This window comes from Streptomyces sp. NPDC087787, assembly GCF_044743035.1.
GTDB lineage: Bacteria > Actinomycetota > Actinomycetes > Streptomycetales > Streptomycetaceae > Streptomyces.
In genome coordinates this window covers 174,723-190,056 of record NZ_JBIUVQ010000011.1, presented here as the reverse complement: position 1 = coordinate 190,056, position 15,334 = coordinate 174,723, and the positions used below count along the sequence as shown (strand labels likewise).

General features: G+C 71.2%; 15 protein-coding genes. 4 read left to right on the top strand and 11 right to left on the bottom strand.

Features of this window, described 5'->3' with window-relative positions:
* Nucleotides 1-97 precede the first annotated feature (97 nt).
* Nucleotides 98-460, bottom strand: a complete 363-nt coding sequence (locus ACIOWN_RS19365; RefSeq protein WP_362346401.1) for an ATP-binding protein — start codon at nt 458-460, stop codon at nt 98-100.
* 128 nt (nt 461-588) lie between these two features.
* On the bottom strand, nt 589-1,752 hold the full coding sequence (locus ACIOWN_RS19360; RefSeq protein WP_362346403.1) for an adenosine deaminase: 1,164 nt from the start codon (nt 1,750-1,752) through the stop codon (nt 589-591).
* Nucleotides 1,753-1,864: 112 nt separating this feature from the next.
* Here ACIOWN_RS19360 and ACIOWN_RS19355 point away from each other — a divergent pair, with 112 nt between their 5' ends.
* Nucleotides 1,865-2,626 carry an alpha/beta hydrolase gene (locus tag ACIOWN_RS19355; protein ID WP_362346404.1) on the top strand — a complete coding sequence of 254 codons (762 nt, stop codon included), beginning with the start codon at nt 1,865-1,867 and terminating at the stop codon, nt 2,624-2,626.
* A gap of 99 nt (nt 2,627-2,725) precedes the next feature.
* Here ACIOWN_RS19355 and ACIOWN_RS19350 read toward each other — a convergent pair whose 3' ends face one another.
* Entirely contained in the window at nt 2,726-3,679 is a 954-nt protein-coding gene (locus ACIOWN_RS19350) for a LysR substrate-binding domain-containing protein (protein WP_362346406.1), read from the bottom strand.
* 63 nt (nt 3,680-3,742) lie between these two features.
* Here ACIOWN_RS19350 and ACIOWN_RS19345 point away from each other — a divergent pair, with 63 nt between their 5' ends.
* Together ACIOWN_RS19345 and ACIOWN_RS19340 are read left to right on the top strand one after the other, a co-directional pair.
* On the top strand, nt 3,743-5,017 hold the full coding sequence (locus tag ACIOWN_RS19345; protein ID WP_362346408.1) for an MFS transporter: 1,275 nt from the start codon (nt 3,743-3,745) through the stop codon (nt 5,015-5,017).
* A gap of 426 nt (nt 5,018-5,443) precedes the next feature.
* On the top strand, nt 5,444-6,460 hold the full coding sequence (locus ACIOWN_RS19340; protein WP_362346409.1) for a sigma-70 family RNA polymerase sigma factor: 1,017 nt from the start codon (nt 5,444-5,446) through the stop codon (nt 6,458-6,460).
* Here the strand turns inward: ACIOWN_RS19340 and ACIOWN_RS19335 are convergent.
* A complete protein-coding gene (locus tag ACIOWN_RS19335) occupies nt 6,344-6,730 on the bottom strand; it encodes an STAS domain-containing protein (RefSeq protein ID WP_362346411.1) in 387 nt (128 codons plus the stop codon). The genes ACIOWN_RS19340 and ACIOWN_RS19335 overlap by 117 nt on opposite strands.
* Nucleotides 6,731-6,863: 133 nt before the next feature.
* Between ACIOWN_RS19335 and ACIOWN_RS19330 the strand changes: the two genes are divergently transcribed.
* Nucleotides 6,864-7,784, top strand: a complete 921-nt coding sequence (locus tag ACIOWN_RS19330; protein ID WP_362346413.1) for an AEC family transporter — start codon at nt 6,864-6,866, stop codon at nt 7,782-7,784.
* Nucleotides 7,785-7,844: 60 nt separating this feature from the next.
* On the opposite strand, the gene ACIOWN_RS19325 is transcribed toward ACIOWN_RS19330, so the two are convergent.
* The 7 genes from ACIOWN_RS19325 to ACIOWN_RS19295 all read right to left on the bottom strand — a co-directional run bounded on the left by ACIOWN_RS19325 (nt 7,845) and on the right by ACIOWN_RS19295 (nt 15,088).
* Entirely contained in the window at nt 7,845-7,976 is a 132-nt protein-coding gene (locus ACIOWN_RS19325; protein ID WP_401982869.1) for a hypothetical protein, read from the bottom strand.
* A gap of 95 nt (nt 7,977-8,071) precedes the next feature.
* The gene (locus ACIOWN_RS19320; RefSeq protein WP_401982867.1) at nt 8,072-9,355 is read right to left on the bottom strand and encodes a thymidine phosphorylase; all 1,284 of its coding nucleotides are present in this window, start codon (nt 9,353-9,355) and stop codon (nt 8,072-8,074) included.
* Nucleotides 9,356-9,434: 79 nt separating this feature from the next.
* Nucleotides 9,435-9,836, bottom strand: a complete 402-nt coding sequence (locus tag ACIOWN_RS19315) for a cytidine deaminase (RefSeq protein ID WP_362346416.1) — start codon at nt 9,834-9,836, stop codon at nt 9,435-9,437.
* Nucleotides 9,833-11,095, bottom strand: coding sequence for an ABC transporter permease (locus tag ACIOWN_RS19310; RefSeq protein WP_362346418.1), 1,263 nt, complete (start codon nt 11,093-11,095; stop codon nt 9,833-9,835). The genes ACIOWN_RS19315 and ACIOWN_RS19310 overlap by 4 nt, the downstream gene beginning before the upstream one ends.
* Nucleotides 11,095-12,222 (bottom strand): ABC transporter permease, encoded by a 1,128-nt coding sequence (locus ACIOWN_RS19305; RefSeq protein WP_362346420.1) that lies wholly within the window; start codon nt 12,220-12,222, stop codon nt 11,095-11,097. The genes ACIOWN_RS19310 and ACIOWN_RS19305 overlap by 1 nt, the downstream gene beginning before the upstream one ends.
* Entirely contained in the window at nt 12,219-13,814 is a 1,596-nt protein-coding gene (locus ACIOWN_RS19300; RefSeq protein ID WP_362346661.1) for an ABC transporter ATP-binding protein, read from the bottom strand. Before ACIOWN_RS19300 ends, ACIOWN_RS19305 begins: the two co-directional genes overlap by 4 nt.
* A 224-nt stretch (nt 13,815-14,038) precedes the next feature.
* Nucleotides 14,039-15,088: a BMP family ABC transporter substrate-binding protein gene (locus tag ACIOWN_RS19295; protein ID WP_362346422.1), complete on the bottom strand. Its 1,050-nt coding sequence runs from the start codon at nt 15,086-15,088 to the stop codon at nt 14,039-14,041.
* Between the last annotated feature and the right edge of the window lie 246 nt (nt 15,089-15,334).

The window sequence follows — 15,334 nt, the reverse complement described above, 5'->3', positions numbered from 1 at the left end:
ACACGACGGCACGGCTGGGGCGCACCCTGGAACCAGGAGGTGCGCCTCAGCCGTGCCGGTGTGTCCGCGGTGAGGGGTCGGCAAGAGGCCCCGGGGCTCAGCCCAGCGGCAGCCCGTTCAGCGGCAGGCCGTGAGTGGGCAGGCCCTGCACCGGCAGGCCGCCGAGCAGACCGGCGACCGGCTTGGCCGGGCCGTTCTGGAGCAGGCCCTGGGCGGCCGGCTGCGCGGCCGCGAGACCCGACTGCATCGCGGGCTTGGCCTGGTCCAGCGCCTGGCCGGCCCCGGGCAGCGACTTGGTGACGTTCTCCGTCGGGAGCGCCTTGCCGACGGTGCCGAGTGCCTGGCCGGCGTCCGGAACGGCCGGCGCGGCGTTCGCGGCGCCCGCGCCGACGGCGGCGAAGGCGGCGAAGGCGGCCCCGAGGGCGACGACACCGAGGGACTTGGCGGCAGACTGCTTCATGAAAACGCGTCCTTGGGTGGAAGACAGGGAACTGAGCGGTCCACGACCGTAAACACGCCGAGCCGCCTTCCGCAAACATCGAAATACGGACGGAATATGCGCCCCGGCGGTGTTCCCGTATCCGCCGATCACTCTCCCAGGGAAGAGAAACCCCTGGTGGACGCGGTCTGCTGAAACAGCCATTCGGATTTCAGCGCCGCATAGCCGGGCTTGATCACGTCATTGATCATCGCCAGCCGTTCATCGAAAGGGATGAATGCTGATTTCATCCCATTGACAGAGAACCATTGCATGTCGTCGAGCGTGTATCCGAATGCCTCGACCAGCCGCTCGAACTCCCGGCTCATGCTGGTGTGGGACATGAGACGGTTGTCCGTGTTGACAGTGGTCCTGAAGTGGAGCCGGCGCAGCAGCCCGATCGGATGCTCCGCGTACGAGGACGCCGCCCCGGTCTGGAGGTTGGAACTGGGGCACAGCTCCAGCGGGATGCGCTTGTCGCGGACGTAGGAGGCCAGCCGCCCCAGTTCGACCGTGCCGTCCTCGTGGACCTGGATGTCGTCGATGATGCGCACGCCGTGGCCCAGGCGGTCCGCGCCGCACCACTGGAGCGCCTGCCAGATGGACGGCAGCCCGAAGGCCTCGCCGGCGTGGATCGTGAAGTGGTTGTTCTCCCGCTTCAGATACTCGAAGGCGTCCAGGTGCCGGGTGGGCGGGTAGCCGGCCTCGGCGCCCGCGATGTCGAAGCCCACCACGCCCGAGTCCCGGTAGCGGTTGGCGAGTTCGGCGATCTCCAGGGCGCGGGCCGCGTGCCGCATCGCGGTCAGCAGCACGCCGACCCGGATGCGGTGACCGTTCTCCAGGGCGGTCCGCTCGCCCTCGCGGAAGCCCTCGTTGACGGCCTCGACGACCTCCTCCAGGCTCAGCCCGCCCTCCAGGTGCTGCTCGGGGGCGTAGCGCACCTCGGCGTAGACGACGCCGTCCTCTGCCAGGTCCTCGGCGCACTCGCGGGCGACCCGGACGAGGGCGTCACGGGTCTGCATCACGCCGACGGTGTGCGAGAACGTCTCCAAGTACCTTTCCAGCGAGCCGGAGTCGGCGGCCTCACGGAACCACAGGCCGAGCTTGTCCGGGTCGGTCTCGGGAAGGTGCGCATAGCCCGACGCGCGGGCCAGGTCGACGACGGTTCCCGGGCGGAGCCCGCCGTCGAGGTGGTCGTGGAGCAGAACCTTGGGCGCCCGGCGGATCTGGTCCGAGCTCGGGGTGTTCCCCTGATGCGCAGTCTGGCTCGTCATTTCCGCACTGTAACTCCTACGCGCGTAGATCACGTGTGTACACAACCGTCGATATGTAACGGTGACCGCCCGGACGGGTGGCGTGCAGCGGTGTTTCTGACACTGTTCTGACATGGCACACCAAGCGACGCCGGTTCGCACGGCCCGGCTGGGGAGGACGCTCGGCACGGAGCCGGCGGCGGTGGGCGGAGCGGTGCTGCTGCTCCCGGACGCCCAGGAGGTGTCCATCCGCAGACCCTCGCCGGTGCTGGCGGCCGCCTCGCTGCGTGCGCTGGGGCGCCGGCTGGCCCGCGCCGGGCGCGAGGAGGACCTGGCCGTGCACGTGGTGCACTACCGCTACCGCGGCTGGAACGGCGCCGAGGCACACGCGGCCGCCGACGCCGCCTGGGCGGTCGAGGAGGTCGTGCGGCGCTACGGGGACGTGCCGGTCTGCCTGGCCGGTCCCGGCATGGGCGGCCGCGCCGCGCTGCACGCGGCCGGGCACGAGGCCGTCAACTCCGTGGTGGCCCTGGCTCCTTGGCTGCCCGAGGACGACATGGCGGCCTCCCCCGAACCGGTCAGGCAGCTCGCCGGGCGCCAGGTACTGATCGTGCACGGCACGAACGACGAACGGACCGACCCCGAGCTGTCGTTCCGGTTCGCGGAGCGGGCGAAGAAGGCGAACCGGGACGTATGCCGGTTCGAAGTGCACGCCGACGGGCACGGGTTGCGTCAGTACCGGGACGAAGTCCTCGCGCTCACCACCGACTTCGTCATGGGCTCGCTGTTCGGGCGGGTGTTCTCACGGCCGGTCGAGGACGCGCTGGCGGCGCCGCCGCCGCTGGGGTTGCGGATGCCGCTGGCGGCCGGGTTCGGGAGGACACTGCGGCGGTAGGGCCGCCGGCCGCCGGTGGGGAGCAACTCGCCGTCGGTGGCGAGCAGTCCGCCGTCCAGGTGGGCGGCAGCCCGCCCGCGGAGGGGAGGCGGCTCGCCCTCAGGCGGGCAGCAGTCTGCCGCGTTTGGCGAGGAGGAACTTCTTGAACGCCGCCACCGGCGGCGTGTCCGGGTGGCCCTCCAGCCATGCCACGCCGATCTCCCGCACCGCGCGCGGCGCCGTCACCGTCAGTTCGGCGACTCCGGGGCGGGGGAAGGCCGGCGGGGGCAGAAGGGCGACCCCGAGGCCCGCCGCGACCAGTCCTCGCAGGGTCTCGGCCTCCTCGCCCTCGAAGGCGACGCGCGGCTTGAAGCCGGCCTCCCGGCACAGGGCGTCGGTGATGCGGCGCAGGCCGTAGCCGGGCTCCAGGGTCACGAACGACTCCTCGGCGGCCTCGGCCAGGCGGATACGGCGGCGGGCGGCGAGCCGGTGCTCGGCGGGGACGACCAGACGCAGCTTCTGCTCGTCGAGGCGGCGGGCGACCAGATCGGGGGCGTCCGGCACGGGGGACGTCAGGCAGAGGTCGAGCTCGCCCGCCCGCAGTCCCTCCAGCATGGCCTCGCCGTAGTTCTGCACCAGGCTGAAGCGCACACGGGGGTGGTCGGCACGGAAGGCGTGGATGAGGCCGGGTACGGTCTCGGCGCCCATGGTGTGCAGGAATCCGAAGGCGACCTTGCCGGTGGCCGGGTCGGCGTCCGCGCGCACCTCCTCGGCGGCGCGCTCGATCTCGGCGAGGGCGCGTTGTACGGAGGTCAGGAAGGTGCGGCCCGCGGGGGTCAGGGAGACCGTGCGGCCCCGGCGGGCGAAGAGGTCGACGCCGAGGTCCTGTTCCAGCCGGACCATGGCCCGCGAGAGCGTGGACTGCGGGACCCGCATCTCCTGCGCGGCCCGCGTGACGTGCTCGGTGCGGGCCACGCCGGCGAAGTGCGCGAGGCGGGGCGCCAGCAACGCGACGATGTCTTCTGTGTCACCGGTCTGTGACAGACGCGGCTGCGACCTCGGCTGATGCACCATGGGAACGATTATGCCGAGTCCATGCATTGGACGGATGAGTACGGGCCTTCTTACGGTCGACGCATGACTCCCGCCGATACCGGGGCGCCCACGATCATGGGCGCCGTCGCCTCAGTCCCCGACTCCGACTCCCGTATGACACCGGGCGGCCCCGGCTACCGCCGGATGAGCCTCGCCCTCTTCCTCGCGGGTGTCGCCACCTTCGCGCTGCTGTACTCCACCCAGGCCCTGCTGCCGCTGATCTCCGGCGAGTTCCATGTGGCGGCGGGCGACGCGAGCTGGACGGTGGCCGCCGCGACGGGCGGCCTGGCGCTGTTCGTGCTTCCCGCGAGCGCCCTGTCGGAGCGTTTCGGACGGCGTACGGTCATGACGGCCTCGCTGGCGGTCGCGGTGGTCGTCGGGCTGCTGGTGCCGTTCGCCCCGTCGCTGGGCGCGCTGGTGGTGCTGCGGGCGCTGCAGGGCGCGGCCCTCGCGGGGCTGCCCGCCTCGGCGCAGGCGTATCTGGCGGAGGAGGTCCGGCCGCGGGCGCTGGTCACGGCGATCGGCCTGTTCGTGGCCGGCAACAGCGTGGGCGGCATGAGCGGCCGGGTCATCACCGGCTGGGTCGCCCAGGAGTGGGGCTGGCGGGTGGCCGTCGGGGTGATCGGACTGATCGCGGTGGGCTGCGCGGTGGCCTTCCGCCTGCTGCTTCCGGCGCCCCGGCACTTCAGGGCGGGCTCGCTGCGCCCGCGGGTGCTGGCGCGCTCGGTCCGCGACCACCTCGCCGATCCGCTGCTGCGCCGCCTGTACGCGATCGGCGCGCTGTTCATGACGGTGTTCGGCGGGGTCTACACGGCGATCGGCTACCGCCTGACCGAGGCGCCGTTCTCCCTGCCGCAGGGCATCGTCGGTTCGATCTTCCTGGTGTACCTGGTGGGCACGGTGTCCGCGTCGACGGCGGGGCGGCTGGTGGGCCGCCTGGGCCGCAGGGGCGCCCTGTACCTGGCGGGCGCCACGACGGCGGCGGGTCTGCTGGTGTCCCTCGTGGACTCGGTCGCGCTGGTGCTGCTGGGCCTGGTCCTGATCACCGCGGGCTTCTTCGCCGGACACGCGGTCGCCTCCTCGGCGGTCAGCCGGACGGCGACGCACGGCCGCGCGCAGGCCTCGGCGCTCTACCAGTCCGCCTACTACGTGGGCTCCAGCGTGGGCAGCACGGTGGGCGCCATGGCCTTCCACGCACAGGGCTGGCCGGGAACGGCCGGGGTCGGCGTGCTGGCCGTCCTCGGCGTCGTGACCATCACGGTGCTCGGGTCCCGGGCGGCCAGGGTCGCGACGCGGCGGGAGCCGGTGCCGGCGTAACGGCACATCGCACCGCGGACCGGAGTGCTCGGCCACGCCGGGAGCGGGGCGGCTGGGCCAGGTGGGCGCCGGGCCTCTCGGCCGCGCCGGGGCGGGAGCCGGGCGCCCGGCGCCGACGCAGCCGTCGGGGGGAGGCCGGCGGTCGGTGTCGGCGCCTTCGCCTGCTCCGGCGCCGTCACCATGGGCGAAGGTGACGTGGCGGGCTCCGCCGGGGTCGTGCGCCCCGTCGGAGCGTTGGTGTGCCCACCGTCCCGAGGGCCGTCCGGGACGCCGGTGTCCGGGCTGCGGGTTCATGGCCGCACAACCTCCGACCTGCGGGTTCTTTCGCTCCAGGGGCCGTTGTCAGTGGGCTGCGGTAGCTTCCGGAGTGCTGGGCGTGATGACGCGCGCAGGCACGAACGGGACGGCCACAGGGGCGGGTGGACGATGGGAAACGGCACGACGGCGACGACGGGTCTCGACGAGCGGCTGGAGGAGTACCGGGTCGAGCTGACCGGTTACTGCTACCGCATGCTCGGCTCGTCCTTCGAGGCGGAGGACGCGGTCCAGGACACGCTCGTGCGGGCCTGGCGGGGCTACGACAGGTTCGAGGGGCGCTCCAGCCTCCGCTCGTGGCTCTACCGCATCGCGACGAACGTCTGCCTGGACATGCTGGCGGCGGGCAACAAGCGCGCCCGGCCGATGGACCTGACCGAGTCCACGCCACTGGCCCGCGCCGCGCTGTCCCCGCGCCCGGACCACACCTGGCTGGAGCCGATGCCGGACGCCCGGGTGCTGCCTCCGGTGGAGGATCCGGCGGAGGCGGCCGTCACCAAGGACTCGGTGCGGCTCGCCTTCATGGCCGCGTTGCAGCAACTGCCGCCCAAGCAGCGGGCCGTGCTGATCCTGCGCGAGGTGCTGGCCTGGCGGGCGAGCGAGGTCGCCGAGTTGCTGGGCACGTCGGTCGCCTCGGTCAACAGCGCCCTGCAGCGGGCTCGCGCCACGCTCGCCGAGCGGGGCGACAAGGCCGCCGAGGCGGCCGTGTCGGACCCGCTGGACGAGGCCCAGCAACGGCTCCTGGAACGCTATGTGAAGGCGTTCGAGGGGTACGACATGGCGGAGTTGACCGCGCTGCTGCACGAGGACGCGGTGATGACGATGCCGCCGTTCGACCTGTGGCTGACGGGCCCCTCGGACATCACGGGCTTCATGACGACGCTGGGCGCGGCCTGTGCGGGCTCCCGGCTGCTGCCGGTGCGGGCCAACGGGATGCCGGGCTTCGCCCAGTACAAGCCGGACCCGGAGAAGGGCGGCTTCACCCCGTGGGCGGTGCAGGTCCTGGAGACGTCAGAGGGCCGGATCACCGGGTTCCACTGCTTCCTCGACACCCAGCGGTGGTTCCCGCTGTTCGGGCTGCCGCTCCATCTCGAAGGAGAGGCCGGCCAGACCGAGGAGGGCGTCTAGCGCCGGATCGGGGTCGCGCAGCCGGATGCGGCCTCCGGCCCGCCGGGCGGTGAGCTGGAGCCGCGCCAGCAGGTCGACCACGCCGAGCCCCGGCGGTCCGAGCCCCCCGACGTCACACACCACGACTTCGGCCCGGGTGCCCTCCAGCAGGGCCCGCACGTCCGCGCACAGCCCCGCCGCCTCCTCCCGGGTGACGGGGCCGGCGAGCACGAGCACGGCAGGTGTCCTGGCATCCACGGTCTGTAGACCGTGCGGCCCGGCACAACTCATCGCGGACCGTGGCCAAAGGCCCGCCGGAGATCACATTGACCCGCTCGCCGCCCTCGCCCGAGGGTGGCCGTATGCCCCACGGATCAGCACCGCCCTGGATACCCGACGGCCTCCTGCCCGTGGAGGAGGCCGTGTGCAGGGGGTGCTGAGCGGGTTCGCGGTCATCGCGGTCGTGATCGGCGTCGGCTACGTCATCGGGCGCCGCGGCTCCCTCGGCGACCAGGGTCGTGAGGTGCTGACCAGGCTGGCCTTCCACGTGGCGTCCCCCGCCCTGCTGTTCACGACGCTCGCGCGGGCCGACCTGTCGGTGATCTTCTCCAGCCGGCTGCTGGTGACGGCGCTGAGCACGGCCGCGACGGCGTGCGTCTTCGTGGCCTTCGGCGCGGTCCGCCGCTGGGGCGTGGGCCGCACCACGATCGGCGCCCTGTGCTCCAGCTATGTCAACTCCGGCAACCTCGGCATCCCGATCGCCGTGTACGTCCTGGGCGACGCCTCCCTGGTGGCCCCGGTGCTGCTGTTCCAGCAGATCATGGTCACGCCCATCGCCCTGACGGTGCTGGATCTCTCCGGCACGGGCGAGAAGGGCTCCCGGTGGCGGCGCCTGCTCACCCCGCTGCGCAACCCGATCGCGGTGGGCTCCCTGAGCGGGGTCCTGGTGTCCGCGACCGGCCTGCGGATGCCCGGCGTGATCATGGACCCGATCACCCTGATCGGCAACATGTCGGTCCCGGCCGTCCTGCTGGCCTACGGCATCTCCCTGCGCGGCAGCGCGGCCCCCGGCCGCGGCCGCGACCGCCACCTGGTGCTGCTCGCCGTCGCCCTGAAGTCGGTGGGCCAGCCACTGGCGGCCTGGGCCCTGGCCGCGGGCGTCTTCGGTCTGAGCGGAGCGCCGCTGCTGGCAGTGGTGGTGACCTCGGCCCTGCCCGCCGCACAGAACCTGTTCACCTACGCGAGCCGCTACCGCGTCGGCGAGTCCCTGGCCCGCGAGTCCATCCTGCTGTCGACGATCCTGTCGGTGCCGGTGCTGGTGGTGGTCGCGGCGCTGCTGGGGTGACGTCCGTAGACGCAGGGGAACTGCCGGTGTCGAGAACCAGTTTGAACGGCTCGGGCAGCTTCAGCTCATCGCCGTACTCGACTGACGCAAGTACCCGATACGTGCCCCCTGCGGCTCACCGTAGAGCGTCGCCGTGGGACGGGGGTCGTCCCAGCCCTGCTCGGGGTCATGGCTGACGGTGAGTGCGCTCATGGCCGTCTCCTATCGGTGCGTCACCGATCCCAGCATGCCGAACGGGACCGGCGGAGGTCCGCCGGTCCCGTTCACCCGAATGAGGAAAGTGCAGGTCAGGCGATTCGTTCCAGCACCACCGGCGAGGCGGTGAAGTCCATGCCGGGGGCCGCGATGTCGTACGAGCCCTCGACCGACTGGAGCGCGTACTCGAAGCGCTCGGGGGTGTCGGTGTGGAGGGTCAGGAGGGGCTGGCCCTCGGTCACCAGGTCGCCGGGCTTGGCGTGCAGCTCGACGCCCGCGCCCGCCTGGACCGGGTCCTCCTTGCGGGCACGGCCGGCACCCAGGCGCCAGGCGGCGACACCGATGTCGTAGGCGTCGAGGCGGGTCAGGACGCCGGAGGACGGGGCCGTGATCACGTGCTGTTCCCGGGAGGTGGGCAGAGGGGCGTCGGGGTCGCCGCCCTGGGCCGCGATCATGCGGCGCCAGACGTCCATGGCGGAGCCGTCGGCCAGGGCCTTCGCCGGGTCCGCGTCCTTCAGGCCGGCCGCGTCCAGCATCTCGCGCGCCAGGGCCAGCGTCAGCTCGACCACGTCCGCCGGGCCGCCGCCGGCCAGGACCTCGACCGACTCGCGGACCTCCAGCGCGTTGCCCGCCGTCAGGCCGAGCGGGGTCGACATGTCGGTCAGGAGCGCGACGGTCCGCACGCCGTGGTCGGTGCCCAGGCCGACCATCGTGGAGGCCAGCTCACGGGCGTCGTCGAGGGTCTTCATGAAGGCGCCGTTGCCCACCTTCACGTCGAGGACCAGCGAGCCCGTGCCCTCGGCGATCTTCTTGGACATGATGGAGGAGGCGATCAGCGGGATCGCCTCGACCGTGCCGGTCACATCGCGCAGGGCGTACAGCTTCTTGTCCGCGGGGGCCAGGCCGTCGCCCGCCGCGCAGATCACCGCGCCGACGCCGTCCAGCACGGACAGCATCTCCTCGTTGGACAGCAGCGCACGCCAGCCGGGGATCGACTCCAGCTTGTCCAGCGTGCCGCCGGTGTGGCCGAGGCCGCGGCCCGAGAGCTGCGGGACGGCCGCGCCGCAGGCCGCGACCAGCGGGGCCAGCGGCAGCGTGATCTTGTCACCGACACCGCCCGTGGAGTGCTTGTCGGCGGTGGGGCGGGACAGGGAGGAGAAGTCCATGCGCTCGCCGGAGGCGATCATCGCCGCGGTCCAGCGGGCGATCTCCCCCCGGTTCATGCCGTTGAGGAGGATGGCCATCGCGAGCGCGGACATCTGCTCGTCGGCGACCTCCCCGCGGGTGTACGCGTCGATCACCCAGTCGATCTGCTCGCCGCTGAGTTCGCCGCGGTCCCGCTTGGTGCGGATGACGGAGATGGCGTCCATGGCCATGAGGTTCGGTTCCTTCCGGGGTGCGAAGGGGACGGGCGGCTTCCCCGGCCCCAAGGGGTTCGGGAAAGCCGCCCGGGTCCTACTTGGTGAGGTGGTCCGGCCCGAAGGCCTGCGGCAGCATCTCGGACAGCGGCAGGATTCCCGCCGGGGTCTCCAGGATCAGCTCCGGCCCGCCGAACTCGTACAGCAGCTGGCGGCAGCGCCCGCACGGGACGAGGATCTCGCCCTTGCCGTCCACGCACGTGAAGTGTGTCAGCCGACCGCCCCCGGTGTTCGCGAGCTGCGAGACCAGACCGCACTCGGCGCACAGACCGAGCCCGTAGGAGGCGTTCTCGACGTTGCAGCCGGTGACGATCCGGCCGTCGTCGGCCAGGGCGGCGGCGCCGACCGGGTAGTTCGAGTAGGGGACGTACGCGCGGGTCATCGCCGCGCGCGCCTGATGGCGCAGCGCCGCCCAGTCGACCGTCGTGTCCGCGCTCACTTGCCCTGTCCCTTCCGGTACGGCTGACCGTCCGCCTTCGGCATCCGCAGGTGCTGTGCCGAGAGCGACAGCACCAGCAGGGTGACGATGTACGGCGTGGCCGTCACGACCTGCTTGGGCACCTCGTGGGTGCCGAGGTACCAGGCGAACATCCCCGCCGAGACCACGGCGGTGATGACGGCGGGCACCAGCCTCTTCTTCCAGAACAGGTATGCCGCGCCGAACACCAGCAGGATCGCAAGCAGCAGGATCAGCGCGTGCACGTTGGTCGTGCCGCCGCGCAGGTTCAGGCTGTCGGTGTAGCCGAACAGGCCGGCGCCGAGGGCGAGGCCGCCCGGCATCCAGTTGCCGAAGATCATCGCGGCGAGACCGATGTAACCGCGGCCGGCGGTCTGGCCGTCGAGGTAGACGTTCGACGCCACGATGGACAGGAACGCGCCGCCCAGGCCGGCGAAGCCGCCGGAGATGATCACGGCGATGTACTTGTACTTGTAGACGTTGACGCCGAGCGACTCGGCGGCCACCGGGTTCTCGCCGCAGGAGCGCAGGCGCAGCCCGAAGGCGGTGCGCCACAGCACCCACCAGGACAGCGGCACCAGGGCGACCGCGACGACGGTCAGCGGCGACAGGCCGGTGATCAGACCGCCGAGCAGGCCGGCGACGTCGGAGACCAGGAACCAGTGCTTGCCGTTGAGGGTCTCCAGCCAGCCGGACAGGCCGGGTACGTCGAAGGTGCCGAGCGACTCGATCGGCGGGGACTGCTTCGAGGAGCCCTGGGGGGCGTGCTCGAAGGTGAACTTCGACAGGTAGCGGGTGGTGCCGAGGGCCAGGATGTTGATCGCCACACCGGAGACGATGTGGTTGACGTTGAAGGTCACCGTGGCGATGGCGTGCAGGACGGCACCGAGCGCGCCGCCGATGATGCCGAAGACGACACCGGCCCACGGGCCCCACTGGTAGCCGGCCCAGGCACCGAACCAGGTGCCGAGGATCATCATGCCCTCGAGGCCGATGTTGACGACGCCGGACCGCTCGGCCCACAGACCGCCGAGGCCGGCGAGGCCGATCGGGACGGCAAGGCGCAGCGCGGTGGACATCTGGCCGGTCGAGGTGATGCCGTGCGCGCCGGTGACGATGCGGACGACCGAGGTCAGGACCAGCACACCCGCGATGATCAGCAGGAGTACCGGGAGGGAGACACGGCGGCTGCCCTTGCCGGGCTGTTTGGCCTGCGGCTTGGCGATGGTCGCGGTGGACATCAGGCCGCCACCTCCTTCTTCTGGACGTTGTTCTGGGCGGCGGCCGCGGCGAGCTCGGCGCCGACCTGCTTCTGCTGGCGGCGCAGGCCCCACTGGCGAACGGCCTCGTAGGAGATGACGACCGCGAAGACGATCAGGCCCTGCATGATGGTGGCGATCTCCTTCTCGTACGCCACGGGGGTGGCGTAGTCGAGGGCGGGAGAGGCCTTGTCGAGGAAGGCGATCAGGAGGGCGGCGAAGGCGATGCCGACCGGGTTGTTGCGGCCGAGCAGGGCGATGGTGATGCCGGTGAAGCCGAGGCCGGTCGGGAAGCTCAGGCTGTAGGTGTGGGCGTCGCCGAGCAGCAGCGGCAGGCCCGACAGGCCCGCGACCGCGCCGGAGATCAGCATGGCGGTGAGCACCATCTTCTTGGCGTCCACGCCGGAGGCGGCGGCGGCGCTCTCCGACTCGCCGGTGGCGCGCAGGTCGAAGCCGAAGCGGGTGCGGTTGAGGACGATCCAGTAGACGACGCCCATGGCGACGGCGAGGAAGACCAGGCCGTAGATCTGGCCGACGTCCGAGCCGAGGTCGATGCCGGAGACCCAGCCGGACTCCTTCATGGTGCCGGTCGTCATGTTGTTGCCGACCTGCACACCCCAGACGTCGCTCAGGGTGAGGTAGCCGATGAGGCTGGTGGCGATGGCGTTGAGCATGATCGTGGCGACGACCTCGCTCACGCCCCGGGTGACCTTCAGCAGACCCGCGACACCGGCCCAGAGGGCGCCGGTGAGCATGCCGACGAGCAGCAGCGTCGGTATCTGCAGGAAGGACGGCAGCGCCAGGTGGGCGCCGACGACGGCGGTCATCATCGCGGCGAGCCGGTACTGGCCGTCGACGCCGATGTTGAACAGGTTCATGCGGAAGCCGACGGCCACCGCGAGCGCCGCCAGGTAGTACATCGACGCCTGGTTGATGATCAGCACCTGGACGTCGGAGTACGACGCCTGCTCGAGCATCAGCGTGTACGGCTCGATCGGGCTCTTGCCCGAGGCGATCAGCACGACCGAGGTCAGCAGGATCGCCGCGACGAGCGCGATGACCGGGCCGGCCACCGCGAGGAGCACGCGCTCCTTGTCGAACTTCTTCATCGGGCCTCGTCCTCCGGACCGGCGTCTTCCGCGGTGGTTTCGGTGTCTTCCAGATGGCCGGACGCGGCACCCGTCATGGCCGAGCCCAGCTGCTCGGGGGTGATGGTGGCGGGGTCGGCGTCGGCGACCAGGCGGCCGTTGTAGATCACCCGCAGGGTGTCGGACAGACCGATCAGCTCGTCCAGGTCGGCGGAGATCAGCAGCACCGCCAGGCCCTCGCGGCGGGCCTCACGGATGTGGTCCCAGATCGCGGCCTGCGCGCCGACGTCCACACCGCGGGTGGGGTGGGCGGCGATCAGGAACTTGGGGCTGTGGCTCATCTCACGGCCGACGATCAGCTTCTGCTGGTTGCCGCCGGACAGGGAGGCGGCGGTGACGTCGATGCCGGGGGTGCGGACGTCGTACTCCTCGACGATCCGGCGGGTGTCCTCCTGGGCGCCCCTGGGGTCGAGCCAGAAGCCCTTGGCGTTGGGGCGCTCGGTGACGTGGCCGAGGATGCGGTTCTCCCACAGCGGGGCCTCCAGCAGGAGCCCGTGCCGGTGGCGGTCCTCGGGGATGTAGCCGACGCCGGACTCGCGGCGCCTGCGGGTGGGCCAGGAGGTGACGTCGTCGTCGCCGAGGCTGATCGTGCCGGAGTCCGCGGACTTCAGGCCGATGAGCGCCTCGATCAGCTCGGTCTGGCCGTTGCCCTCGACGCCCGCGAGGCCGAGGACCTCGCCGGCGCGGATGGTGAAGCTGATGTCGTCGAGGACGGCCCGGCCGCCCTCGGCCTCCAGGCGCAGCTTGTCGACGGTGAGGACCGCGCGGTCGGTGACCGTGGACTCGGCGGTCTCCGGGGTGGGCAGTTCGCTGCCGACCATCATCTCGGCGAGCTGGCGCGAGGTGGTCTCGGCGGGGACGGCCGTGCCCACGGTGGTGCCGCGGCGGATGACGGTGATGTCGTCCGCGACCGACAGGACCTCGCCCAGCTTGTGGGAGATGAAGATGACCGACAGGCCCTCGGCCTTGAGCTCGCGCAGGTTGTCGAAGAGCGCGTCGACCTCCTGCGGGACGAGCACGGCGGTCGGCTCGTCGAGGATGAGGGTGCGGGCGCCGCGGTAGAGGACCTTGAGGATCTCCACGCGCTGGCGGTCGGCGACGCCGAGGTTCTCGACCAGGGCGTCGGGGCGGACGCCGAGGCCGTAGCGGTCGGAGATCTCCTTGATCTTCCTGCGGGCGCCGCCGCCGATGCCGTACAGCTTCTCGCTGCCGAGGGCGACGTTCTCCAGCACGGTCATGTTGTCGGCCAGCATGAAGTGCTGGTGGACCATGCCGATGCCGCGGGCGATGGCGTCGGCGGGGCTGCCGAAGCTCACCTGCTCGCCGTCGATCGCGATGGTGCCCTCGTCCGGCTTCTGCATGCCGTAGAGGATCTTCATCAGGGTGGACTTGCCGGCGCCGTTCTCACCGACGAGGGCGTGCACGGTTCCCTTGCGGACGGTCAGGTGGATGTCGTGGTTGGCCACGACCCCGGGGAACCGTTTGGTGATGCCCGCGAGCTCTACCGCGATGGTCGGCTGGGCGGTGAGCGGAGGGCTGCTGGACGCGTCGATGGCGACTCTCCTTGGGGAAAGGGGCCGCTCTACGCGCGTAGCGCCCCTGCTTTAAATAGTGCCCGGACCTGATCGACCTTGACTTGTCCTCGATCCGTTCCGAGCATTCTGCCGCGTGAACGGGGTGTGAGTCGCTGTGCGCTTCCACACCCCGTTCCGCCGCCGTGACGCTGCCGCCGCAGCGTCGTTCAGGCCATCCCTACGAAGGGCCCGCGGTCGTTCGGTCAGGAGTCCTTGACCGTGATCGAGCCGCTCTTGATGGCCTCCTCGGCCTTCTTGATCGCCTTCTGGAGGTCGGCGTTCTTCTTGAAGACGGGGTTGGAGTCGGAGAGGCTCACACCGCCGGTGGCCAGGCTGGCGCGCACCTCACCGGTCTCGGGCTTGCCGTCCTTGACGGACTTGGCCAGGTTGTAGACCGCGCCGGAGACGTCCTTCATGGCCGAGGTGAGGATCGAGTCCTTGTACTTGGCCAGCGCGCCCTGCTTGTACTGGTCGGAGTCGACGCCGATGGCCCAGATCTTGTGCTCGGAGGCGGCCTTGATCACACCCTGGCCGGACAGGCCCGCGGCGGCGTAGACGACGTCGGCACCGGCGTCGATCTGGCCGTTGGCGGCGTTCTCGCCCTTGTCGGGGCTGGAGAAACCGCCCTCCTCGGCGGTCTGGGTCAGGTACTGCGACTTGACCGTGACGCCCTTCTTGGTGTCCGCGACGCCCTGCTTGAAGCCCGCCTCGAACTTGTGGATGAGCGGAACGTCCACGCCGCCGATGAAGCCGACGGTGTTCGTCTTGGTCGTCTTGGCGGCGGCGACACCGGCCAGGTAGGAGGCCTGCTCCTCGTGGAAGACCAGGTCGGTGACGTTGCTCGCCGAGATCTGGTTGTCGTCGACGATGCCGAAGGTGGTCTTCGGGAACTTGGCGGCGGCGGCCTTGACGGCCGGCGCGTAGGCGAAGCCGACGCCGATCACCGGGTTGTAGCCCTGCTTGGCGAGGGTCTCCAGGCGCTGTACCTTGTCCGCGTCCGACTCACCGTCCTGCGGCTCGACGGCCGTGCTCTTGTAACCGAACTCCTGGTCGGCCTTGTCCATGCCGGCCGTGGCGGCGTCGTTGAAGGACTGGTCGCCCTTGCCGCCGACGTCGTAGGCGAGGGCAAGACCGAGGTTCTTGTCGCCGCCACCGGCCGACGAGCTGGACGAGCTGCTGCCACATGCGGAAACAGTGACGGCGAGAGCTGCGGTTGCGACACTCGCGACCGCTATACGGGACACCCGGCGCATGGAACGAGACTCCTTCGTGCAAGCGCCCATACCAGGCGCTGGTTCCGCCGCAGCGTAACGCGCGTAGACATGGCGGAAAACCCCTCCTTGCCAGAGTGTTATCCGACCGTTTTGATCCTTCGGTTCCAATCTGGCCCGACGCGGGCACACGCCGGGGACGCCCACCGGCCCCCGTCCTGGCGGGCCGTGGCCGCCCCGTCACGGCGGGCATGCTCGCCGCACGCCGACACCGGGACGCTGGAAGGC